Genomic DNA, 21,338 nt, shown 5'->3' on the forward strand with positions numbered 1-21,338 from the left:
GGCGCGGAAATAAAATCGCGGCGTCACGGTTGCGACATGGCCTGAGACAGTATGGCCGGGTGGCTTCACCCGCCTTGGAGACATGATGAGCAAGATCGAACTTGATATTTCAGAACTGCCCGATACCACCGTTTCGGTCCGCGAGGCCTTCGGCATCGATTCCGACATCCGCGTTCCTGCCTACAGCAAGGGCGACGCCTATGTGCCGGACCTCGACACCGACTACCTGTTCGACCGCGACACGACGCTCGCCATTCTCGCAGGCTTCGCCCATAACCGCCGCGTGATGATCTCCGGCTATCACGGCACGGGCAAGTCCTCGCATATCGAGCAGGTGGCCGCACGGCTCAACTGGCCCTGCGTGCGCATCAACCTCGACAGCCATGTCAGCCGTATCGATCTCGTCGGCAAGGATGCGATCGTCGTCAAGGACGGGCTGCAGGTCACCGAGTTCAAGGACGGTATCCTGCCCTGGGCCTATCAGCACAATGTCGCGCTGGTCTTCGACGAATATGATGCCGGCCGTCCCGATGTGATGTTCGTCATCCAGCGCGTGCTCGAATCCTCCGGCCGCCTGACGCTGCTCGACCAGAGCCGCGTCATCCGGCCGCACCCGGCCTTCCGGCTGTTTGCGACCGCCAATACGATCGGCCTCGGTGATACCACCGGCCTCTATCACGGCACGCAGCAGATCAACCAAGCGCAGATGGACCGCTGGTCGATCGTGACGACGCTGAACTATCTGCCGCATGATCATGAAGTGAATATCGTCGCCGCCAAGGTGAAGAGCTTCGGCAAGGACAAGGAAGGCCGTGACACCGTGTCGAAGATGGTCCGGGTCGCCGACCTGACGCGCGCCGCCTTCATGAACGGTGACCTCTCCACCGTCATGAGCCCGCGTACCGTCATCACCTGGGCTGAAAACGCCGAGATCTTCGGCGATCTCGCCTTCGCCTTCCGCGTCACCTTCCTCAACAAGTGCGATGAGCTGGAGCGTCCTCTGGTCGCCGAGCATTATCAGCGGGCCTTCGGCGTCGAGCTGAAGGAAAGTGCCGCCAATATCGTTCTCGGAGCCTGAGACCGACCGATCATGGCAGCTCGCGGTGACAATTCGAAAGCAAAGCCCGGCGCACCTGTCGACGTCGAGCCATTGCGCCGGGCGATAACCGGCTGCGTGCGCTCGATCGCCGGCGACGGCGATGTCGAGGTGACCTTCGCCAATGAACGGCCCGGGATGACCGGCGAGCGCATCCGGCTGCCGGAGCTTTCCAATCGGCCGACGGCGCATGAGCTGGCGGTCACCCGCGGGCTCGGCGATTCCATGGCGCTGCGGCTCGCCTGCCATGACGAAAAGGTGCATTCGACGATGGCGCCGCAGGGCTCGGATGCCCGGGCGATCTTCGATGTCGTCGAGCAGGCACGTGTCGAGTCGATCGGCGCGCTGCGCATGGAGGGCATGGCGTCGAACCTGCGCTCCATGACCGAAGAGAAATATTCCAAGGCGAATTTCGCCGGCATCGAGCGCCAGGAAGACGCACCGGTCGGCGAAGCCGTTGCGATGATGGTGCGCGAGAAGCTGACCGGCCAGCGGCCGCCCGCCTCCGCCGGCAAGGTTCTCGACCTCTGGCGCGGCTTCATCGAGGACAAGGCGGGGTCCGAACTCGACAATTTGTCGAGCGCGATCAACGACCAGCAAGCCTTCGCCAAGGTCATCCGCAACATGCTGTCGGCCATGGAAATGGCCGAGGAATACGGCGACGATGACAGCGACGCCGATAATGACGACCAGTCGGATCAGGAAGACCAGCCGAGCGGCGACGAGCAGGACCAGGACGAGGTCGACGAGGATGCCGGCACCGATGCCGCCCCCGTCGAAGACAGCGAAGTCGCCGACGAGCAGATGGAAGACGGCGAGACCGAAGGCGCCGAAATTTCCGACGACGACATGATGGAAGAGGGTGAGGACGATTCGGAAACGCCCGGCGAAACCCGCCGTCCGAACACGCCTTTTGCCGATTTCAACGAGAAGGTCGATTATCACGTCTTTACCGAAGAATTCGACGAGATCATCACCGCCGAGGAGCTCTGCGATGCGGCCGAGCTGGAGCGCCTGCGCGCCTTCCTCGACAAGCAGCTGGCGCATCTGCAGGGTGCTGTCGGCCGCCTCGCCAACCGGCTGCAGCGCCGGCTGATGGCGCAGCAGAACCGCTCCTGGGATTTCGACCTGGAAGAGGGTTATCTCGATCCGGCCCGGCTGCAGCGTATCATCATCGATCCGATGCAGGCGCTGTCCTTCAAGATGGAGCGCGACACGCAGTTCCGCGACACCGTCGTCACCCTGCTCATCGACAATTCCGGCTCGATGCGCGGCCGGCCGATCACGGTTGCCGCCACCTGCGCCGATATTCTCGCCCGCACGCTGGAGCGCTGCGGCGTCAAGGTCGAGATCCTCGGTTTTACCACCAAGGCATGGAAGGGCGGACAGGCGCGTGAGAGCTGGCTTGCCGGCGGCAAGCCGCAGACACCCGGTCGCCTCAACGACCTGCGCCATATCATCTACAAATCGGCCGATGCGCCGTGGCGGCGGGCACGCGCCAATCTCGGGCTGATGATGCGCGAGGGCCTGCTCAAGGAAAATATCGACGGCGAGGCGCTGATCTGGGCGCATAATCGCCTGCTCGCACGCCGCGAGCAGCGCCGCATTCTGATGATGATTTCGGACGGGGCGCCGGTCGACGATTCGACGCTGTCGGTCAATCCGGGCAATTATCTCGAGCGGCACCTGCGCGCCGTCATCGAGCAGATCGAGACGCGCTCGCCCGTCGAGTTGCTGGCGATCGGCATCGGTCATGATGTGACGCGTTACTATCGCCGCGCCGTGACGATCGTCGACGCCGACGAGCTCGCCGGCGCGATGACCGAGCAGCTTGCCTCGCTGTTCGAAGATCAATCCGCTCCGCCGCGTGGCGGCCGGCTCCGTCGTGCCGGCTGATGCCGCTTTAGGGAAGCATTCGGAATGACGGGCAAGCGCCTTTGCCGTGCGGCGTCGATCGCTCTCTTCATCGCGGCCGGCGCTTCTCCATCATGGGCCGGCGACGTGCCGGTCATTAGCCGGCAAATCTCTGATTTCAGGATCGGCTCTCCGCAGACGAACTTCGGGTCGCTGGAATTTCTCGGCGGGCTGGAGATGGTTTCCAGCCGAGCCCTGTTCGGCTCGCTCTCCTCCATCCGTTTCCGGCCGGATCAAAAAAATTTCGTCGTCGTGCTCGATACCGGCCAATGGCTGACCGGCAGCACAGAGCGCGACGCCAAGGGCAGGCTTTCCGGTCTTTCCAATGTCGAGATCACCCCGATGAAGAACATCGCCGGGCGCAGCTTCGAGGGCAAGGGGCATATGGATGCCGAGGGTCTGGCGCTCGACGGCAACAGGATCCTGGTCTCCTTCGAGCAGGATCACCGCGTCGATGTTTATCCCGATCCGGGGTTTTCCGATTCGGGCGCGATCGCCACTCTGCCCATCCTCATCCCGCGGAAGATGCTGAGCGACAACCGCGGCATCGAGACCATCGCCGTGGCGCCGGCATCGAGCGCGCTCAAGGGCGGCGTGGTGATCGTCTCCGAACGCGGTCTCGATAGCGACGGCAACCGGGTCGCGGCTATTCTGAACGGTCCGCTGAAAGGGCGTTTCTCGGTGGCGCGGGATGGCAGCTTCGACGTCACCGACGGCGCCTTCCTGCCGAACGGCGACTTTCTGCTGCTGGAGCGCCGCTTCAATATGGCCGAAGGCATCGGCATGCGGATTCGGCGCATCAAGGGCGGCGATATCAGGCCCGGCGCCGTCGTCGACGGCGAATTGCTGCTCGAAGGCAATTTCAATTCTCAGATCGACAATATGGAAGGGCTGGACACGTTCCAGGCCGCCGACGGCACCACCCATATCATCCTGGTGTCGGACGACAATCATTCGATCCTGCAGCGCAATCTGATGCTGGAATTCCGGCTGACCGAAGAGACCGCACACAAAGCGTCAGACTGATGCATCGGCCCAATAATCGGAATCGATTTGCGGGCCGATGCGTGGATTCAAAGTGTTACAGCGGCTTGAATTAGCTGGCGCGGGCTGCCTGCATCGGCCGCAGCACGTTCATCAGCGCGCCGTAGGGCAAGAGCATGACGAGGCCGACGATCATCTTGACGGCGAAATCGCCGATCGCCCAGGAAATCCAGCGCGGCGCTTCCGTCGCAAAGACGCCGAGGACGGGTGCTGCTTCCAGCGCGAAGGGCTCGTTCGGGCCGAGGAAGACGAAAAACGCGGCGAAGGACAGCGAGAAGAACATTACCGTATCCAGCGCCGAGCCGATCAGCGATCCCACAAGCGGTGCGCGCCACCAGGCCTGACGGCGAAGGCGGTTGAAGACGGCGATATCGAGCAGCTGGCCGGCGAGATAGGCCGAGCCGGAGGCAATGGCGATGCGCGGCGCCGAGGTGAAGAAGGAGAGCGTCACACCGACGACGAAGCCGGCAAGGACGACCTTGCGGGCTGCCTGCGGGCCGAACTGGCGGTTGGTCAGATCGGTGATCAGGAAGGCGATCGGATAGGAGAAGGCGCCCCAGGTCAGGATGTCGGCAAGGTTGATGCCGGCGACTTCGGCGTTCAGTGGAAACTGGACGAGGAAGTTGGAGGCGACGACGACAAGCGTCATCAGCGCGACATAGGCGACGGTATAGCGGGTCTTCAGCATTTTTTTATCCTGGGTGATGCCACCAGTTGGAGCGATGGGCCGGCAAAGCAAAAGGCTTGTCCGGTATCATCCGTTCAAGCCTTTAAAGCCGTATGAAAGAAGGGCAGAAGCTTATGCAGCAACAGCAACGGCTGCTTCGGCGGTCTTCTTGACGATCTGACGGCGCAGCAGGCGCGCGCGCATCGACAGTTCGGTTTCGTTGGCCTTCAGCAGGAAGGCATCGAGGCCGCCACGATGCTCGACGGAGCGAAGGGCTGCAGCCGAAACGCGAAGACGATAACGCTGGTTGAGGGCGTCGGAAATCAGGGTTACCTGGCACAGGTTCGGCAGGAACCGGCGCTTGGTCTTGTTGTTGGCATGGCTGACATTGTTACCAGTCAGGACGGCCTTGCCGGTCAATTCGCACACGCGGGACATGGAACACCTATTCTTGTTTTTGTCGGGCCATCGAATTGCCATCCCCGGTCAAAACCAGGCGCGCAATCCAACGGGCATGATTGGAAAGTTGCGGTTCTATAGTCAGGCAGGCTGCGCGCGTCAAGCCAAACCTTGGCCTTTCCCGCAATTCTGTCAAAAAGCTGCTGTTTTCTTCCCTTCATGGCAGGAGTATAGAGCGCTCTGGCAAAGGCTGCCGGCGCGCGGCAAGACAAGGCTTGATTCATGGCTCATTCGGGCAGACGGATTTTCATTTCGGCCATCGCAGCGCTGCTTGCCATACCGGCATCGGCGGCCGAAATCCAGCATCGGACGGAATACCGGGTGACGCTTGCCGGCCTGCCGATCGCCCGCGCCGCCTTCCTGACCAAGATCGAGGACGATCATAGCTATAATATTGCCGGCAGCATCAACTCGGCCGGTCTTGCCGATCTGATCACGACGATTTCGGCCAAAACCAGCGTCACCGGCGTCGTGCGCAACGATAGGCTGCAGGCGCAGAATTATTCGCTGTACTACAAGAGCGGCAAGAAAGCCCGCGTTTACGAGGTCAGCTACCGTGACGGCAACATCGTCTCGGCGACGACGACACCGCCGCCGAAGCGTCCGAAGAACTGGATCGACGTGACGCCGCGCGACATGCGCTCGGTGCTCGATCCGATCTCCGGCCTGATCTTCACCGGCGATACCAAGGTCTGCTCGCAGACCCTGCCGATCTTCGACGGCGAGACGCGCATGGATCTGGTGCTGTCGCCGAAGGGCGACGAGGATTTCTCGACCAACGGCTTCAAAGGCAAGGCGACCGTCTGCAGCGTGCGCTTCGTGCCGCGCTCGGGCTATAAGAAGGGCCGCAAGGACATCGTCTATCTCAGCAAGAGCGACCGGATGGAAATCTGGTTTGCCAAGTCGGAGGCGGCAAATGTATACGCTCCCGTCTACGTGCGCATTCCCACCGAATATGGAATGGTGACGATCACTGCCGTCAAATACGGCAGCAGCTGACGGAGATCATCCTCCGTCAAAGGGGGACGGGTGAAGCTTCGCGCGACGTTGATCGGTTTTACCGCCATTTTGATGTGGTCGTTCCTGGCGCTGCTGACGGCCGCCTCCGGCAAGATGCCGCCGTTCCAGCTTTCTGCGGTGTGTTTTGCAATCGGCAGCCTTCCCGGCCTCGTGGTGCTTGCCCTCAACCCGTCGCGGCTGGCGCTGCTGAAGCAGCCGGCCAAGGTCTGGGTGACCGGTATTGCGGGGCTGTTCGGCTATCATTTTCTCTATTTCACCGCGCTCAGAAACGCGCCGGCGGTGGAGGCGGGGCTGATCGCCTATCTCTGGCCGCTCTTGATCGTCATCGGCTCGGCGCTGCTGCCGGGCGAGCGGCTGCGCTGGTATCATGTCGCCGGCGCGCTGGCCGGGCTTTGCGGCACCTTCCTGATCGTCGGCCGCAACGGCATCGATTTTAACGGCGCCTATGCCGTCGGTTACACTGCCGCTTTCCTCTGCGCCTTCACCTGGTCCGGTTACTCGCTGCTGACCCGGCATTTCGACGCCGTCTCCACCGATGTCGTCACCGGTTTCTGCCTGGCGACCTCGATCCTGTCGCTCGTTTGCCATCTCGGTCTGGAGACGACCGTCTGGCCGGCGACGGGTTTCGAATGGCTCGCCGTCGCCGGGCTCGGCCTCCTGCCGGTCGGGGCTGCCTTTTACGCCTGGGATTACGGCGTCAAGAACGGCGATATCCAGATCCTCGGCGCGGCAAGTTATGCCGCACCGCTGCTTTCGACGCTGATCCTGACGCTGTTCGGATTTGCCGAGCCGAGCTGGCGCATCGCGCTTGCCTGCCTGCTCGTCACCGGCGGGGCGGTGCTCGCCGCCCGGGAGATGTTCCGCCCCGAGATCCAGCCGCCCGTCGTGGCGGAATGATCTCAGCCGCCGGGCGCCCAGCCTGATGGCGCCATCTCGAAGCTCGAAAACGCAAAGCCGGGTGAGACGGTGCATCCCACAAGGGTGAAATCGCCGAGGCTTTCGGCCGATTGCCACCAATTGGCCGGAACAATCGCCTGCGGCCGCTCGCCGGCAGGCAGGTTGGTTCCGAGCGTCAGGGTCTCGCTTGCCGTTCCGTCTTCGGAGCGATGCAGCGAGAGCGGCGCGCCGGCGTAATAATGCCAGACCTCCACCGCGTCATGGACACAATGCCAGTGCGAGCGCTGTCTTCTGGTCAGGAGATAATAGATCGCCGTCGAGTGGCCGCGTTCTCCACCCGCCGTATCGCGGAAGGTCTCGGCGTACCAGCCGCCTTCCGGATGCGGCTGCATGGCGAGTTCGCGGATGATGTCTTCCGGAGACATCAGAAATTGTCCTTGCGCTTGCGGATCTCGGCAAAGACCTCCTCGTTGGTCTTGCCTTCCATCAGCAGATTGCGGCGGATCGCCGGATCGGCGGCACGCAGGAACGGGTTGGTTTCCTTTTCCAGGCCCAGCGTCGTCGGTATGGTGAATTTGCCGTCGGCGCGCAAGGCCTCGATCTCGGCGGCGCGGCTCTTCAGGCGTTCATTGCCGGGATCGACCGTCAGTGCGAAGCGGGCATTGGACAAGGTGTATTCGTGGCCGAAATAGACGGCGGTTTCATCGGGCAGCACGGCGAGTTTCTGCAGCGAATGCCACATGTCGGCGGCCGGACGTTCAAACAGCCGGCCACAGCCGAGCGCAAACAGCGTGTCGGCGGCAAAGAGCAGCTTGTCGTCGACGAAGTGATAGCAGATGTGGCCGGCGGTGTGGCCGGGTGTTTCGATGACGTTGACCGTGTGATCGCCGAAAAGGAAGCTGTCGCCGTCGGCCATCGTCCGGTCGAGGCCGGGAATGGCGATCGCCTCGTTGATCGGGCCGATGATCTCGCAGCCGAACTGCTCCTTCAGTGCCAGGTTGCCGGCGACATGGTCGGTGTGATGATGGGTGGTGAAGATATGGGTGATTTTCCAGCCGCGACGTGTCGCCGCCTGCAGGATCGGCGCCTCCTCCGGTGCGTCGATCGCCGCGGTAAAGCCTGTCTCCGGATCGTGGACGAGGACGCCGAAATTGTCGGTGCGGCAGAGAAAAATGTCTAATTCCAAAGGTTTCATCGTTCAATAATCCCTTGTCATGCGAGTCTCGCGGAAATGTAGAGGTTCCGGCCTTGAAGTCCAACCGCCCGCTGATAACATTTATCGCAATGCACGCCGATATCGTCGACCTACGCCAGTTCTACCACTCCGAGCTCGGGCGCCTTGCCGAGCAGTCGATCGCCATGGCGCTGTCTTCGCTCTGGGTGCGGCTGCCGCAGGAGCGCCTGGTCGGTCTCGGCTATGCCGTGCCCTTCCTCGACCGCTTCCAGGCCGATACCGAGCGCACTTTCGCCTTCATGCCGGCCGGGCAGGGCGCGGTGAACTGGCCGATGGGCTCGCTCTCGTCGACGGCGCTGATTTTCGACGAGGAACTGCCGCTGCCGGATTCCTCGATCGACCGGGTGCTGATGGTGCATTCGCTGGAATTTGCCGAAAACCCGCGCGAGACGCTGAAGGAACTCTGGCGGGTGCTGGCGCCGGGCGGACGGCTGATCATCGTCGTGCCGAACCGGCGCGGCGTCTGGGCCCGCATGGAGCACACGCCCTTCGGCTCGGGCCGGCCCTATTCGCGCGGCCAGCTGACACATCTGCTGCGCGAGACGAATTTCACGCCCGGCGCGACGGCCGAAGCGCTGTTCTTCCCGCCCTCGAAGCTCAGGACCATCCTGCGCCTTCGCCGCGCCTTCGAGCGGATCGGTCGGACGCTGTGGCCGGCTTTTTCGGGCGTCATCATCGTCGAGGCGCAGAAGCGGCTCTATCAGGGGCTGCCGGTCGCCGCACGCGCCTCCCGCCGTGTCTTCGTGCCGGTTCTGGCGCCGCATGGCGTGCCGACCACACGCAGCCGGTGACGCCGCCCGGCTCTCGACAAGAACCGCATTCCGCTTTAATGCGACTGGTAATTTCCGGCATTTCCAAGGTCGATCCATGAGCGTTGAGATGAGCAAGCCCGTTCCGCGTCCCGGTATTCTCGATATCGCATCCTATGTGCCGGGCAAGGAACATGCGCCGGGTGTTGCCCGCGTCTACAAGCTTTCGTCCAACGAAACGCCACTCGGCGCCAGCCCGAAGGCGATCGATGCGTTCAAAGCGGCTGCCGACAATCTGGGGCGTTACCCGGACGGGCAGGCGGTTGAATTGCGCGAGGCGATTGCCGCCGTGCACGGCCTCAACCCGGCAAACATTCTCTGCGGCAACGGTTCCGACGAGCTGCTTGGCCTGCTCTGCCACGTCTATCTCGGCGCCGGCGACGAGGGCATCATCACCGAGCACGGCTTTCTCGTCTACAAGATCCAGATTCTTGGCGCCGGCGCCACGCCTGTCGTCGTCAAGGAGAAGGACTATACCGTCGATGTCGATGCGATCCTTGCCGCGGTGACGGAGAAGACCAAGATCGTCTTCATCGCCAATCCCGGCAATCCAACCGGCACCTATGTCCCAGTCAGCGAAATCCGCCGCCTGCAGGCCGGGTTGCCGAAGCATGTCGTGCTCGTGCTCGATGCTGCCTATGCCGAATATGTGCGCCGCAACGATTATGAAGCCGGCATCGAGGTCGTGTCCTCCAATGCCAACGTGGTGATGACCCGCACCTTCTCGAAGGCCTACGGACTTGCGGCGCTGCGGGTCGGTTGGATGTATGCGCCGGCCGAGATCGTCGACGCGGTGAACCGCGTCCGCGGGCCGTTCAATTTGAACGCGCCGGCAATCGCCGCCGGTGCATCGGCGATCCGCGACCAGGCGTTCATCCAGCAGGCCGTCTCCTTCAACCAGATGTGGGTGGAGACGCTGACCCAGGCGCTCGAAGCGATCGGCCTGAAGGTGACGCCGTCTGTCGCCAATTTCGTCCTCATCCATTTCCCCGAGATCGACGGCAAGCGCGCCGCCGATGCTGACGATCTGCTGACGAGCCGCGGCTACATCCTGCGCGCCGTGCGCAGCTATGGCTTTGCCAATGCGCTGCGGATGAGCATCGGCCCGGAAGAGGCCAACCGCGGCGTCATCGCCGCGCTCACCGAATTCATGGGACGCAAGGCATGAACGTGCAGTTCGATCGTATCGCGCTGATCGGCATCGGTCTGATCGGTTCTTCGCTTGCCTACGACATCAGGCGGCTCGGCCTTGCAAAGGAGATCGTCGTCGCGACGCGTAGCGCCGATACGCTGAAGCGGGCCGAAGAGCTCGGTCTCGGCGACCGCTACACGACGTCTTCGGCCGATGCCGTCAAGGATGCCGATCTGGTGATCGTCTCGGTGCCGGTCGGCGCCTCGGAAAGTGTGGCGAAGGAGATAGCGGCAAACCTGAAATCCGGGGCTGTTGTCACCGATGTCGGCTCCACAAAGGCCTCGGTCATCGCGCAGATGCTGCCGCATATGCCTGACAATGTGCATTTCATTCCCGGCCACCCGCTGGCCGGCACCGAAAAATCCGGCCCCGATGCCGGCTTCCCCGGCCTCTTCGAAGGCCGCTGGTGCATCTTCACGCCGGTCGCCGGTACCGACGAGACGGCGCTGAAGCGGCTGCGCAGCTTCTGGGAAGCACTCGGCTCTAAGGTCGACGAAATGGATGCGGAGCATCACGACAAGGTGCTGGCGATCGTCTCGCACCTACCGCATATCATCGCCTACAACATCGTCGGCACCGCCGACGATCTGGAGACGGTGACCGAGTCGGAAGTCATCAAATACTCCGCCTCCGGCTTTCGCGATTTCACCCGACTTGCGGCTTCCGACCCGACCATGTGGCGCGACGTCTGCCTGCACAATCGCGATGCGATCCTTGAGATGCTGGCGCGCTTCTCGGAGGATCTCGCCTATCTGCAGCGCGCGATCCGCTGGGGCGAGGCCGACAAGATCTTCGAACTTTTCACCCGCACACGCGCCATCCGCCGCTCGATCGTCCAGGCCGGCCAGGATGTCGACGCGCCTGATTTCGGCCGCCACGCGCTGGACAACAAGAAGTAGCCATCCGCGATGGTTGAGGTGGCGCGCGCGAGCACGTCACCTCCGGGTTTCCTTCATCATTGTTTGGGTCAGATCGGCGGGATCCGGCCGAGCGGGATGAAGCCGCTGACGGTGGCGTTGCCGTGATCGACGACGAGATCGACTGAGACCTTGTCTTTGCCGCCGGCAAGCGATTTCAAGAGCTTGGTCGCCGTTTTGACGGTCGAGGCGATATCCGGAAAGGCCTGTTTCAGGCTGTCGCCCCAGGGGCCGAGCTGTTCGATCTCCAGCTTGAATTTTCCCGAGAGCAGACCCTGCTCGTCGAAGGAGAAGGGGCCGGTGAGCGTCATCACCTTGCCGTCGCCAATGTCGGCGACGATGCGGCGCAGTTCGCCTGCGGCACCGTTGAGGCCGTTCGGATCACTGCCGTCGATCAGGCCGGCTTTGCCGGCGACGGTGAGATCGATGCTGGCAGACAGTTTCGGGAAGATTTGCGGCCAGTCCTTGATCGCGGTGTTGGCATCCTGCACCGAGATCGCGCCGTCGAGATCGGCACCGTTCTGGCGCAGATGAATTTCGGTGCGAGCGGCATCGAAGCTGATGGTCTGGCCGGTGAAGGAAGAGATCGCCGTCGCCTTCAGGCCCGTGATGACCGTTGAGCTGCTGTCGACGCCCCGCATCCTGGTTGCCAGGCTTGCTTGCAGGTCTGCCCATTGGGCCGAGATCGAAAGTCCATTGCTGGTGCGGATTTCGGCCGGCGAATCGAGCTCCCAGACGATATTGCCCGGTGCATAGACCTGCGCTGCCGAGCGCAACGCGCCGAAGGTGGCCGAGACGCCGTTGACGTGGTCGTCGACATCGATCTTGGAGCAGAACAGGCCGATACGGAAAGGATAGCCGCGGAATTCGATATCGGAGCATTCGCCGCTGACGCCTGCCTGGTCGCGCGGCGCGATCGCTTTCAGCACCGTGGTCTTCAGCGTCGATGCCGCATAGAACCAGCCGCCGGTATAAAGCGCGATCACTAGGAGAACGCCGCCACCCAGCAACCAGAATTTTTTACCGCTGCTGGATTGGCTGCTGCCGGATTGGCTTGACGCTGCCATGATGTTCTCCAATGGTGAATCGTAAATGTGATTCCGGTCTGGCGTGCGATATGGACGAAATTTGGGTATTTGGCTACGGTTCGCTGATGTGGAATCCGGGCTTCGAGTTCATGGAGCGCGCAGAGGCTCTGATCTACGGCTACCGGCGTTCGCTCTGCGTCCGTTCCTTTGTCCATCGCGGTACGCGCGACAGTCCGGGCCTGGTTCTCGGCCTCGACAGGGGCGGCGCCTGCCGCGGCATGGCTTTCCGCATTTCCCCGGAAAAATGGGACGAGGTGATCGATTATCTGCGCGCCCGCGAGCTGGTTACCAATGTCTACCTGGAGCGCCGGGTGCGGCTGCAATTTGCCGGAGGCCGAAGGGTCGAGGCGGTTACCTACATTGCTGATCGCGACCATGAGCAATATGCCGGTACGCTCGACGCATTTGAGGCGGCGCGGGTGGTGAACCGGGCCAAGGGCCAGTCGGGCCCGAATGATGCCTATGTCTTCAATACGGCGATGCATTTGAAGCAGATGGGCATCCGCGACCATTGGCTGGAGCAGGTCGTCGACGAAGTGGAGCGGCTGCGCGCCGCCTGATCCTCACAGGCGCCGCGATTATTATCGCAAAAACCGCTGCGCAGTGTTGCGCGACATGCTTCAGGCGGTCGCCGTCTTCAGCCTGCGCAGCTCGGCCAGCCTTTCGACTGCGGTCGGGGGCAGCGGCACATGCGGATTGCGTTCTACGGTTTCAAGTAGAAGCTCGTCGCTTGCCCGCTCCGACACCTCGATCAGATGAGCGAAAAACGCGTCCGGATCCATTCCCGGCATGATCGGCGGCAGGATACTCACCTTGAAATGACCGGGATAACGACGAATGCTGCGCCGCGGCCAGAAGAGACCGGGATGCATGACGATCGGCACCACGGGGATGGCGAGATCACGGTACATGCGGGCGATGCCATACTTATAGACCGGCTCGGCGCCCGGCGGGCGACGGGTCCCCTCAGGATAAATGATCAGCTGGCGGCCGGTCGAAAGCTCTTCTTTGGTGCGCTTCAACACCTCCACCATCACCTTGCCGCGGGCGCCGCGATCAACCGGGATCACCCGCTGCTTTTTCGCATACCAGCCGAACAGCGGAATCCACATCAGCTCCCGCTTCAGGATGTAGACCGGGTCCTTCAGCCAGGGCAGCAGCGCGTAGGTATCCCAGAAGGATTGGTGCTTCGGCGCCAGGATGTAGCTACCGTCGGGCAAGTTCTCCAGGCCTTCGATCTCGAAGGTGGTGCCGACGATCACCCGCATCAGCCAGTGGTTGGAGCGTGCCCAATTCTTCGGGATCGCATAGGCGGTCAGTCGGGGCGCCAGGAAATAGTATGGCGAGAGAACGATCATCCGGATGATGAGGTTGGCGTAGAAGATCGTGTTGAAGAGGACGGAACGCAGGGCGATCATGTAACTTTCCCGAGGCATGCTCACGCGACCGGCCTACACGATATTGCTCGGCATAAAAAGCGTTTGATGACGTCCCAGAACAGGATTCAGATTTTAGGCCGGGCCTAAAATCTGAATCCTGTTCTAAATTAAAGAGTTGGAGCATATGTCATGAGAAAACCGCTCACACTTTCCGGCGTCATGCTCCAGCAAAAGCGTCAGTTCTCGCCGGACGCGTTTGCCGAGCGCAGCCCGGTGTGGCGACCAAAGCCGGTGATGTTGCGGGCGCCGGTCAGCAGCACTTTTACATATTCGGCAAGCATGACCCGCATCGCATTCGGGTCGGTGAACCAGTTGCGGCTCTTCAAATCCGAATTGACCACGGGATAAGCGATGAACTCGATATCGGGATCGACATAAGAGAGTTCCGCAAGGCTTCGCGGCATGTGGTAGTTGTTAGTGACGATCAAGACGCTGCGGTATCCCTTGGCGTGGATCCAGTTCGAAGCTTCCTCGGCATTGCCGATCGTGTCGATCGCATCATAGCCGATATCGACGCAGCAGGAGAAAAGATCGGCCGAGCCCTGCGTCATTTTGCGGATCTGCGCCGGCGTGGTCGTCGGGTGGACGCCGGAAATGAGCAAACGCTTGCCGGCGCCTTTCTGCAGCAGTTCCACGGCTTGGTCGATGCGCTGGTAACCCCCCGTCAGCACCACGATCGCATCGGCCTTCGGCTCGGCCGGGGGCTTGAGCGTCGTCACCGAATCGGCGAAACGCAGGAAACCGCCGAACACCACGGCGATCGCCAGCACGCAGGCAAAACCGCCCCAACGCAGCAGGCGGCGGATCAGACCGCGCCGCGGCGGCAAACCCGCCGGGCGGTCGAGCCCTGGGTCCTGGTGAATCGGGTTGGGTGTCGTATCTCCCATGGTCATGAATCGTGACTATACGCTGATTGCGGCGCAGAACAGACGGTTTCATGGCAAAACGGCATGGTCACGATCAACTTGCGATGCCGTCGGTGCGGGTCGGGTCCGAGCGTAATGTATCGATTTCGTAGATCGTCTGCATGACGGTCAGTCGTGCCGTGATGGTGGTGAGGAGCGCAATGACGATCATCGTCGCGAAGATGCCGGCATAACCGAGCACGCCGACGGAGAAGGTGCCGAAGAGCGCTGTTGCCTGGTCCGTTTCCGGGGTGGCGAGGGTGCGGCTCTGCCAGAAACCGGCGGTGGCGAAGAAGAGAGCGGCAAGGGCGCTGCCGATTGCCGAGCCCTTGAGGCTGATCTTCAGGAAATGCTTCTGGAATTCGGTGGCGACGAAGGAGCTTTCGGCGCCGACGAAATGCAGCACTTCGACGACGTGACGATTGCCCGACAGCGCGCCGCGCGTGGCGAAGACGACGGTGAGCACCATCGCCGTGAAAACCAGCAGCAGGATGCCCGTGCCGATCATGACGGTCGTGTGCGCCATGGACACCAGCCGATCGACCCAGGTGCGGTGATCGTCGAGGCTGGCCTGCGGTATGCTGTCTTTCAGCAGCGCCCGCATCGAATCGAAATCCGGTGGATTGCTCTCGTCGATGGTGATGATGACGAGGCGGGGAACGGGCAGATCCTTGAGATCGAGACCGGGGCCGAGCCAGGGTTCGAGCAGGCGGGCGGTCGCCGCCTCGTCGACGATCTGGCCGCCCTTGGTGCCGACGAAGGTCAGCGCCAGGTCTCGCGCCTGGGTCAGCGCCTTTTCCATGTCGAGATTGTCGTCCGGCTTGATCTGGATAGTGATTTCGCGGGAAATCTGGCTCTCCCAGCTTGCAGCCGTCGAGCGCACCATGCTGACGCCGCCGAGCGTCAGGCAAGCGAGAAAGGCCATGATTGCGATCACCACCATCAACGCACTGCCCTGGATGTTGGAGGGCGGCAGGATCGGCGCAGTCGGACGCACGCGCATTTCCGGCCGCTTCTGCTCAGCCTTGACCGACGACTTGTCCGGGTTTCTGGGTGCGGGCTCAGTCATAGATATCGAGATGCCCCCCCGAGAGGATCATGCGGCGAGCTTCCACCTGTTCCATCAGCGCCAGGTCATGCGTGGCGATCACAACGGCGGTGCCGAGGCGGTTCAGCTCGAGGAAAAGATTGAGCAGGCGCTTGGCCATCGGCGGGTCGACGTTGCCTGTGGGTTCGTCGGCAAGCAGCACCTCCGGCCGGTCCATCAGCGCCCTGGCGATCGCGGCGCGCTGCTTCTCGCCGCCGGACAGCACGGGCGGCAGCACGTTGATGCGTTCGCCGAGGCCGACCCATTTCAACAGTTCCAGGACGTCGGTCTTGTAGGAGCTCTCATCCTTGCCGCGCACGCGTAAGGGCAAGGCGACATTCTCATAGGTTGTCAGATGATCGAGGAGGCGGAAATCCTGGAAGACGATGCCGACCCGGCGGCGCAGCAGCGGCAGCTCCGGGCGGGGGATTTCGGAAATGTCGCGCCCGAACATGCGGATCAGGCCGCGCGTCGGCTGCAGCGACATGAAGAGCAGCCGCAGCAGCGACGTCTTGCCGGCGCCCGATGGGCCGGTCAGAAACTGAAAGGATTTCTTCGGAATGTCGAAGGTCAGGTCCCGGAGGATTTCCGGGCCCATGCCATAACGCAAACCGACATTCTCGAAGTGGATCAACGGGCAGCTCAGTCTGTTGTGGGTTTCACCGCGTGACTTGTTAACCAACACCGTTAACAGCCGGTAAATTTTGCCGGAAAGACGCCCGTTTGATGGCGATCTTTGCGAAGCATTAACCATTAAAATTTACGACTGAGCGAGATTCGTTTCAATGCCAAGATTTCCCCTGGCAGCGAAACCATGTGGACATCTGCGAGGCAGCCATCATGGAAGCATCCTCCTTCAGCCGCCGGACGCCGGGCCAGGCCTATGATTTCCTGCCGCCGGAACCCGCCGCGCGCCAGTACCGCGCGGCGCGTCCTGCCGATATTTCCGACGCCGAATTCGTGACCCTCGGCAAAGTCCGACCGAAGGAATTTGCCGCAAGGACCTATAACGACAACCGCAAGCGCGCGGCTGGCGCTCGCGCGGCGCAGCCGGCGCTGACACCAGTGACGGCAACTGTTCTCCGCGACCTGGAAGCCTTCCTGCAGCGCCCCTCGATGCGGAGCTTCGCAGGGCTGGTACTGGCGCTCGCCCTGCTCGTCTTCGGGCTTGCGGGCGGCTTTTCCGGCTTCTCCGGCGAGCCGGCCTATTCCGGGGCGCCGCTGCATTTCACCCATGTGACGGTGGCGCCGCGCGACGCCAACGGCATGCGTATGCTCGTCATCAACGGCATCCTCGAAAACGACAGCGGCACGACGCAGACGGTGCATCCGATCCGTGCCGATCTCGTCACCGACGAGCGGCTGACCGCAAGCATCGTCATCAATCCGCCGGCCGATGTCATCTATGGCGGACAGAGCCGGGGTTTCTCGGCCCGTGTGCAGCATGCCGGCGGAAAACTGCCGGAGGTCCGGCTTTCGTTCCTGCCGTAGGGAGCGCTCGGACGTCGATTGGGGAACCTTCCGGCCGTAAGTCGCGCCAATCCGGTTAATTTCATGGCTGGCGAGGCTGTTTCACGCTCGCATATGTGCTAACGGCTTACCCTTCTTTTCATGGAGCAAGCCCTTATGCCTGTCGTGCGCGGAAAAAATATCGAGCCGCTCTTCACTGCCGAGCAGATCGCCGAGCGCAATCATTCGATGGCGCGGGAGATCGCCAAAGGCCCGACCCAGGACCTGCTCGTCATCGCCGTGCTCAAGGGTTCGTTCATCTTCGCCGCCGACCTGATCCGGGCCCTGCACGATAGCGGGCTTGCACCGGAGGTCGAGTTCATCACGCTGTCGAGCTATGGCATCGGCACGGTCTCGCAGGGCGTGCGCATCGTCAAGGATATCGACAGCGACGTCCATGGCCGCGACGTCCTGTTGATCGACGATATCCTCGAATCCGGCCGGACGCTGCTGTTTGCCAAGGAACTGCTGTTCGAGCGCGGCGCGCGCAACGTCACGATCGCCGTGCTGCTCGACAAGCGCGTCAAGCGCAAAGAAAAGCTGGAGGCCGATTATGTCGGCTTCGAATGCCCTGACTATTTTGTCGTCGGCTACGGCATGGATGTGGCCTATGCCTTCCGCGAACTGCCCTTTGTCGGCGTGGTCACCGGGGACGCCTGAGCGACGTCAAAGTGGTTTGAAAAGACGCCGGCCGCTGCCTTGCCGTTCTAGACGGGTTGTTAACCATCTCGTCCATCGCTTCCTGATCTTTACCGATCGAAAAGGAAATCCTGGTGATTTCCGTCGCGGGGCTGACCACGGAGCAATGCACATATGGCAAGAATTCTGATCACGGAAGACGAGGACTCCCTGCGGTCCTTCGTAGCCCGAGCCCTGCGGCTTGATGGCCACGAGACCGACGAGGCGGCCGACGGGGCCGAGGGCTTGGAGAAGCTCAAGGAAGGGGTCTACGATCTGCTGCTTTCAGATATCCGCATGCCCGTGATGGACGGCATCGAACTCGCCCATCAGGCAAAAGACGCCTTTCCCGGCCTGAAGATCCTGCTGATGACCGGCTATGCCGAGCAGCGCGAACGGGCCGACGATCTTGCCGAAAAGATCATCGACGTCGTCGCCAAACCATTCGCGCTTCCCGATATCCGCAAGGCGGTCGCCCGGGCGCTGGTCGCTTAAAGCTCTTTATTTTCATGTATGTCGTCATCCCGGAACAGCACACGTCCTGATGACATGCATCAGAGCATTATGGTGGGCGGTATCCCGCGCACTTTCTTTGATGAGATCCGGATTCAAATTTTAGGCCGATCCGGCCTAAAATCCCTGCGCCAATGTGGGGATACTCACGGCGGCGTAAGCCCTACTGGATGTCCAGCAACCGTTCGAGATACCGCCGTTCCATTTCCTGCGGCGGATTGTTGCCGAGCTTTTCGCGGATCGCGTCGAGGATTTCTCGGGCACGCTGCACGTCGATCTCGTCGGGAACCTTCACACTGTTGTCGCCGAAATCCGGTCCCGGGGGGCGTGGCCGGCCGAGCGGGTCGCGGCCATTCTGGTCGCCGCCCTGGCTCATCTGGCCGTTCGGACCCTGCCCTTGCTGGCCCTGTTGCGCCTGCATCATCTGGTTCATCATGTCGCGGGCGCCCTGGCGAAGTGCTTCGAGTGCGCGGCCTTGACCCTCGATGGCCGGCTGGCCGTGGCCTTGGCCGAGTTCGCGACCGGCGCCTTCCATCTCACGTTGCGCCTGACCGAATCCGGGGCCGGGCTTCATGCCCAACTCGCCGAGGCCCTTCTGCAATTCGCCGAGCTGCCTGCCGAGCGCATCCTGCTGGGCGCGCAGCTGTTTCAATGCCTCGCGCAGCTGCTCGGCGGTCATCTGGTCGGAGGGCTGCTGGCCGTCTTTGCCTCGCTGGCCCTGCTGCTGATCCTGCGGTTCGCCGTTTTCTCCGGGGTTCATCTCGTCGAGCAGCGGATCGTTTTCACCCATGTCGGGTTCGCCGCGCTGCATGCGGTCCTTGAGCTGCTGATCGAGGCGAAAGGTCTGATCCATCAGCTTCTGCTGATCGCGCAGGATCTCGCCGAGCTTGTCGATCTGCTTGCGGGCCTCGCTGTTTTCCTGGCTCTGTTGGCCGCGCTGCGGCCGGCCGGCCTGCAGGTTGTTCATCATCCGCTGCATGTCCGACAGCATCTGCTGGGCTGCGTCGCGATTGCCGGAGCGGGCGAGATTTTCGATCTGGTCCATCATCCGTTCCAGATCCTGCTGGCGCAGGATGTTCTGCGCGTTCTGGTTCGGCTGCATCGGCGCGTTCTGCATGCGTTGGGCAAGCTCGGTCATATAGTCCTGCATCGCCTTGCGCAGCTCATCCATCAGCTTCTTGATCTCAGCGTCGGAGGCGTTGCGGTCCAACGCGTCGGCAAGCTTCTGCTGGGCCTCGCGCAGCTTGCGCTCGGCAAGCGATAGATCGCCATCCTCCATGCCGAGTGCGATCTCCCAGAGATATTGGGCCGTATCCTTGAGCGCATCCTCACCCTTTGCGAGCTTCATGCGCGTCAAGGCGGATTCCAGCAGGAGATAGTTGGTGAGCTTGGGGATGGTCTCCTCGGGACGGATGGTCAACGCCTCGTTCAGCGCGATCGCCTGCGGCATCTTACGGGTGTCGAGCGCGAAAACCTGCCGTTCTTCGGCGACGGCGGCGGCAAGCGGTTCGTTGAAGGGCCGCGACGGCAGGGTCATTTCATGCGGCGGGCTGCGGCCGGTCTGGCCGGCGGCATCCTTGGCGATGAGCGTGACGCGCACGCGCTTGCCGGCAAGCGGATGTTCGGTCAGGTTGCGGCTGGTCACGCCCTTGGCGTCGCGGGCGTTGCGGCGGGGGATGTCCAGCCGGTATTCCGGCAGGGGATAGAGCGGCGTTGCCGTCGGATCGTTTTCCAGAGGAACGATCTCCGCATGCGCCTCCTGGACGCCGTAATCGTCCTTGACGGTAAAGCCGATTTCAAGCGCGCCGTTGACGCTGGGTTTCGGCATGCCGTCGAAAGCAATTTCCGGCGCCTTGTCGGGGAGGACCTCGAAGTTCCAGCGGCGACCGTTGACTTCGAGTGCGCCGTTCTCCTCGAGCTTCATCACATGCGTCTGGGCGGCAGGAGCTTGGCTGGCCGAGACCTGGCCGGCTGGAGCGGTCGGCTGTTCGCCGCCTGCTGCCGCCGGCTGCTGCGGCTTGGTATCCGCCTGCACGGCGATATCCTGCGCCTCGCCATTCGCTTTACGAAACACGACTTTTTCGGCTGTCTTGCCGCCGCTGACGCGCACGGTGAGGCCTGAAAACTGCGGAATGCCGATCGACGCCTGCTCGCTGCCGTCGGCGGTCAGATAGACCGGGGCGCGGCCGGTATAGGCGGGCGGCGTCACCCAGGCGTCGATGCGCACCGTAGGATCGACGGTGACGTGCTCGGGTGCTGCCTGCAACGCGTCACCGATCGAGCCGCCGTTGATCGACAGCGAATAGGCAAAGGCGGTGACCAGCAGCAGCGCCGGCACGGCGCGCAGCGCGAAACGGTCATGCACGGCGATATCAGGCCTGGGCAGTCCGGCATCGAGTGCCGCGATCTTTTCGGCCATGCGCGTCTGGTGCTCACGCCAGAGCGCCCGGGCAAAGGGCGTGTCGAAGGCCGGCTCGTCTTCCTGGACGGTGACTGGCTGGTGCGACAGGCCGTTGCGCTCTTCCAGCATGCGGTCGGCTTCGGCGACCTTCGGCAAGCGCAGGGTACGGAAGGGCAGGAGCGAGACGACAAAAGCGGCGGCAAAGACAATCAGCAGCAGAATTCGTAGCCAGTCCGGCACGCTGCGAAAGATGCCGAACCAGGAGACGGAGAGATAGAAGGCGATAACCGCCAGAACCGGCATCAAAGGTGGCAGCAACTGCTCGAAAAACAGCACGACACGCGCCAGCAGGCGTTTTGTCGTCACCAGCCGGGCAAGCGAGGGGCGGAGCGCAAATGCACCTTTCCTCTGCCTTGAGGGGCTTGTCATCGGTCCGGTCTCCGCGATCTGGTGTTCTGAAACAGAGGGC

Annotated in this window: 22 protein-coding genes; 12 read left to right on the plus strand and 10 right to left on the minus strand. The window is 62.4% G+C overall.

All coding sequences use genetic code 11. The features are described 5' to 3' along the window. The first annotated feature begins 85 nt into the window (after positions 1-85). Genes cobS through RCCGE510_RS19230 form a run of 3 tightly spaced genes read left to right on the plus strand, consistent with a single transcriptional unit; the run spans position 86 to position 4,036 of the window. Complete coding sequence (cobS, locus tag RCCGE510_RS19220) at positions 86-1,078, plus strand: cobaltochelatase subunit CobS (RefSeq protein ID WP_007632662.1); 993 nt, start codon at positions 86-88, stop codon at positions 1,076-1,078. A 12-nt stretch (positions 1,079-1,090) separates the two neighbouring features. Then, positions 1,091-2,992: a cobaltochelatase subunit CobT gene (gene cobT, locus RCCGE510_RS19225; protein ID WP_007632664.1), complete on the plus strand. Its 1,902-nt coding sequence runs from the start codon at positions 1,091-1,093 to the stop codon at positions 2,990-2,992. Between the two features lie 24 nt (positions 2,993-3,016). Then, a complete protein-coding gene (locus tag RCCGE510_RS19230; protein ID WP_007632667.1) occupies positions 3,017-4,036 on the plus strand; it encodes an esterase-like activity of phytase family protein in 1,020 nt (339 codons plus the stop codon). A 70-nt stretch (positions 4,037-4,106) separates the two neighbouring features. On the opposite strand, the gene RCCGE510_RS19235 is transcribed toward RCCGE510_RS19230, so the two are convergent. Both RCCGE510_RS19235 and rpmB read right to left on the minus strand, forming a co-directional pair. After that, positions 4,107-4,742, minus strand: coding sequence for a VUT family protein (locus RCCGE510_RS19235; protein ID WP_007632669.1), 636 nt, complete (start codon positions 4,740-4,742; stop codon positions 4,107-4,109). Between the two features lie 111 nt (positions 4,743-4,853). After that, positions 4,854-5,159, minus strand: a complete 306-nt coding sequence (gene rpmB, locus RCCGE510_RS19240) for a 50S ribosomal protein L28 (protein WP_007632672.1) — start codon at positions 5,157-5,159, stop codon at positions 4,854-4,856. Between the two features lie 243 nt (positions 5,160-5,402). Here rpmB and RCCGE510_RS19245 point away from each other — a divergent pair, with 243 nt between their 5' ends. Together RCCGE510_RS19245 and RCCGE510_RS19250 are read left to right on the plus strand one after the other, a co-directional pair. Then, entirely contained in the window at positions 5,403-6,179 is a 777-nt protein-coding gene (locus RCCGE510_RS19245) for a DUF3108 domain-containing protein (protein WP_007632675.1), read from the plus strand. 30 nt (positions 6,180-6,209) lie between these two features. Further along, positions 6,210-7,097, plus strand: a complete 888-nt coding sequence (locus RCCGE510_RS19250) for an EamA family transporter (RefSeq protein ID WP_007632677.1) — start codon at positions 6,210-6,212, stop codon at positions 7,095-7,097. A gap of 2 nt (positions 7,098-7,099) precedes the next feature. Here the strand turns inward: RCCGE510_RS19250 and RCCGE510_RS19255 are convergent, their stop codons facing one another. Both RCCGE510_RS19255 and gloB read right to left on the minus strand, forming a co-directional pair. Continuing rightward, positions 7,100-7,522: a cupin domain-containing protein gene (locus RCCGE510_RS19255; RefSeq protein WP_007632680.1), complete on the minus strand. Its 423-nt coding sequence runs from the start codon at positions 7,520-7,522 to the stop codon at positions 7,100-7,102. Continuing rightward, positions 7,522-8,292 carry a hydroxyacylglutathione hydrolase gene (gene gloB, locus RCCGE510_RS19260; RefSeq protein ID WP_007632682.1) on the minus strand — a complete coding sequence of 257 codons (771 nt, stop codon included), beginning with the start codon at positions 8,290-8,292 and terminating at the stop codon, positions 7,522-7,524. The genes RCCGE510_RS19255 and gloB overlap by 1 nt, the downstream gene beginning before the upstream one ends. Positions 8,293-8,345: 53 nt before the next feature. Between gloB and RCCGE510_RS19265 the strand changes: the two genes are divergently transcribed. The 3 genes from RCCGE510_RS19265 (at position 8,346) to RCCGE510_RS19275 (ending at position 11,231) form a co-directional block, all read left to right on the plus strand. Further along, positions 8,346-9,122, plus strand: coding sequence for a class I SAM-dependent methyltransferase (locus RCCGE510_RS19265; RefSeq protein ID WP_007632685.1), 777 nt, complete (start codon positions 8,346-8,348; stop codon positions 9,120-9,122). A gap of 88 nt (positions 9,123-9,210) precedes the next feature. Beyond that, a complete protein-coding gene (hisC, locus tag RCCGE510_RS19270; RefSeq protein ID WP_192815325.1) occupies positions 9,211-10,308 on the plus strand; it encodes a histidinol-phosphate transaminase in 1,098 nt (365 codons plus the stop codon). Beyond that, positions 10,305-11,231, plus strand: coding sequence for a prephenate/arogenate dehydrogenase family protein (locus RCCGE510_RS19275; RefSeq protein WP_007632689.1), 927 nt, complete (start codon positions 10,305-10,307; stop codon positions 11,229-11,231). Before hisC ends, RCCGE510_RS19275 begins: the two co-directional genes overlap by 4 nt. Positions 11,232-11,299: 68 nt before the next feature. Here RCCGE510_RS19275 and RCCGE510_RS19280 read toward each other — a convergent pair whose 3' ends face one another. Next, the gene (locus tag RCCGE510_RS19280) at positions 11,300-12,316 is read right to left on the minus strand and encodes a DUF2125 domain-containing protein (RefSeq protein ID WP_007632691.1); all 1,017 of its coding nucleotides are present in this window, start codon (positions 12,314-12,316) and stop codon (positions 11,300-11,302) included. 50 nt (positions 12,317-12,366) lie between these two features. Between RCCGE510_RS19280 and RCCGE510_RS19285 the strand changes: the two genes are divergently transcribed. Continuing rightward, the gene (locus RCCGE510_RS19285; RefSeq protein WP_007632693.1) at positions 12,367-12,897 is read left to right on the plus strand and encodes a gamma-glutamylcyclotransferase; all 531 of its coding nucleotides are present in this window, start codon (positions 12,367-12,369) and stop codon (positions 12,895-12,897) included. A gap of 60 nt (positions 12,898-12,957) precedes the next feature. Here the strand turns inward: RCCGE510_RS19285 and RCCGE510_RS19290 are convergent, their stop codons facing one another. The 4 genes from RCCGE510_RS19290 to ftsE all read right to left on the minus strand — a co-directional run bounded on the left by RCCGE510_RS19290 (position 12,958) and on the right by ftsE (position 16,402). Beyond that, a complete protein-coding gene (locus RCCGE510_RS19290) occupies positions 12,958-13,755 on the minus strand; it encodes a 1-acyl-sn-glycerol-3-phosphate acyltransferase (protein WP_007632695.1) in 798 nt (265 codons plus the stop codon). 197 nt (positions 13,756-13,952) lie between these two features. After that, the gene (locus RCCGE510_RS19295) at positions 13,953-14,669 is read right to left on the minus strand and encodes a YdcF family protein (protein WP_037079221.1); all 717 of its coding nucleotides are present in this window, start codon (positions 14,667-14,669) and stop codon (positions 13,953-13,955) included. Positions 14,670-14,736: 67 nt separating this feature from the next. Further along, entirely contained in the window at positions 14,737-15,750 is a 1,014-nt protein-coding gene (locus RCCGE510_RS19300) for an ABC transporter permease (protein WP_037079224.1), read from the minus strand. Next, positions 15,743-16,402 (minus strand): cell division ATP-binding protein FtsE, encoded by a 660-nt coding sequence (ftsE, locus tag RCCGE510_RS19305; protein ID WP_003567051.1) that lies wholly within the window; start codon positions 16,400-16,402, stop codon positions 15,743-15,745. Before ftsE ends, RCCGE510_RS19300 begins: the two co-directional genes overlap by 8 nt. Before the next feature lie 206 nt (positions 16,403-16,608). Here ftsE and RCCGE510_RS19310 point away from each other — a divergent pair, with 206 nt between their 5' ends. The 3 genes from RCCGE510_RS19310 (at position 16,609) to RCCGE510_RS19320 (ending at position 18,450) form a co-directional block, all read left to right on the plus strand. Beyond that, positions 16,609-17,259: a hypothetical protein gene (locus tag RCCGE510_RS19310; protein WP_007632701.1), complete on the plus strand. Its 651-nt coding sequence runs from the start codon at positions 16,609-16,611 to the stop codon at positions 17,257-17,259. Between the two features lie 135 nt (positions 17,260-17,394). Then, entirely contained in the window at positions 17,395-17,937 is a 543-nt protein-coding gene (gene hpt, locus RCCGE510_RS19315) for a hypoxanthine phosphoribosyltransferase (RefSeq protein ID WP_007632706.1), read from the plus strand. Between the two features lie 153 nt (positions 17,938-18,090). Then, complete coding sequence (locus tag RCCGE510_RS19320) at positions 18,091-18,450, plus strand: response regulator (protein ID WP_007632710.1); 360 nt, start codon at positions 18,091-18,093, stop codon at positions 18,448-18,450. 181 nt (positions 18,451-18,631) lie between these two features. Here RCCGE510_RS19320 and RCCGE510_RS19325 read toward each other — a convergent pair whose 3' ends face one another. Continuing rightward, the gene (locus RCCGE510_RS19325) at positions 18,632-21,298 is read right to left on the minus strand and encodes a TIGR02302 family protein (protein ID WP_007632712.1); all 2,667 of its coding nucleotides are present in this window, start codon (positions 21,296-21,298) and stop codon (positions 18,632-18,634) included. Positions 21,299-21,338 lie beyond the last annotated feature (40 nt).

This window comes from Rhizobium sp. CCGE 510, from assembly GCF_000292525.1.
GTDB lineage: Bacteria > Pseudomonadota > Alphaproteobacteria > Rhizobiales > Rhizobiaceae > Rhizobium.

What these genes read in the sequence shown, in the direction of transcription:
- cobS (WP_007632662.1), top strand. Translation starts at nt 86, where the DNA reads ATGAGCAAGATCGAACTTGATATTTCAGAACTGCCCGATACCACCGTT.
- cobT (WP_007632664.1), top strand. Translation starts at nt 1,091, where the DNA reads ATGGCAGCTCGCGGTGACAATTCGAAAGCAAAGCCCGGCGCACCTGTC.
- RCCGE510_RS19230 (WP_007632667.1), top strand. Translation starts at nt 3,017, where the DNA reads ATGACGGGCAAGCGCCTTTGCCGTGCGGCGTCGATCGCTCTCTTCATC.
- RCCGE510_RS19235 (WP_007632669.1), bottom strand. Translation starts at nt 4,742, where the DNA reads ATGCTGAAGACCCGCTATACCGTCGCCTATGTCGCGCTGATGACGCTT.
- rpmB (WP_007632672.1), bottom strand. Translation starts at nt 5,159, where the DNA reads ATGTCCCGCGTGTGCGAATTGACCGGCAAGGCCGTCCTGACTGGTAAC.
- RCCGE510_RS19245 (WP_007632675.1), top strand. Translation starts at nt 5,403, where the DNA reads ATGGCTCATTCGGGCAGACGGATTTTCATTTCGGCCATCGCAGCGCTG.
- RCCGE510_RS19255 (WP_007632680.1), bottom strand. Translation starts at nt 7,522, where the DNA reads ATGTCTCCGGAAGACATCATCCGCGAACTCGCCATGCAGCCGCATCCG.
- gloB (WP_007632682.1), bottom strand. Translation starts at nt 8,292, where the DNA reads ATGAAACCTTTGGAATTAGACATTTTTCTCTGCCGCACCGACAATTTC.
- hisC (WP_192815325.1), top strand. Translation starts at nt 9,211, where the DNA reads ATGAGCAAGCCCGTTCCGCGTCCCGGTATTCTCGATATCGCATCCTAT.
- RCCGE510_RS19275 (WP_007632689.1), top strand. Translation starts at nt 10,305, where the DNA reads ATGAACGTGCAGTTCGATCGTATCGCGCTGATCGGCATCGGTCTGATC.
- RCCGE510_RS19280 (WP_007632691.1), bottom strand. Translation starts at nt 12,316, where the DNA reads ATGGCAGCGTCAAGCCAATCCGGCAGCAGCCAATCCAGCAGCGGTAAA.
- RCCGE510_RS19285 (WP_007632693.1), top strand. Translation starts at nt 12,367, where the DNA reads ATGGACGAAATTTGGGTATTTGGCTACGGTTCGCTGATGTGGAATCCG.
- RCCGE510_RS19290 (WP_007632695.1), bottom strand. Translation starts at nt 13,755, where the DNA reads ATGATCGCCCTGCGTTCCGTCCTCTTCAACACGATCTTCTACGCCAAC.
- RCCGE510_RS19295 (WP_037079221.1), bottom strand. Translation starts at nt 14,669, where the DNA reads ATGACCATGGGAGATACGACACCCAACCCGATTCACCAGGACCCAGGG.
- RCCGE510_RS19300 (WP_037079224.1), bottom strand. Translation starts at nt 15,750, where the DNA reads ATGACTGAGCCCGCACCCAGAAACCCGGACAAGTCGTCGGTCAAGGCT.
- RCCGE510_RS19310 (WP_007632701.1), top strand. Translation starts at nt 16,609, where the DNA reads ATGGAAGCATCCTCCTTCAGCCGCCGGACGCCGGGCCAGGCCTATGAT.
- hpt (WP_007632706.1), top strand. Translation starts at nt 17,395, where the DNA reads ATGCCTGTCGTGCGCGGAAAAAATATCGAGCCGCTCTTCACTGCCGAG.
- RCCGE510_RS19320 (WP_007632710.1), top strand. Translation starts at nt 18,091, where the DNA reads ATGGCAAGAATTCTGATCACGGAAGACGAGGACTCCCTGCGGTCCTTC.
- RCCGE510_RS19325 (WP_007632712.1), bottom strand. Translation starts at nt 21,298, where the DNA reads ATGACAAGCCCCTCAAGGCAGAGGAAAGGTGCATTTGCGCTCCGCCCC.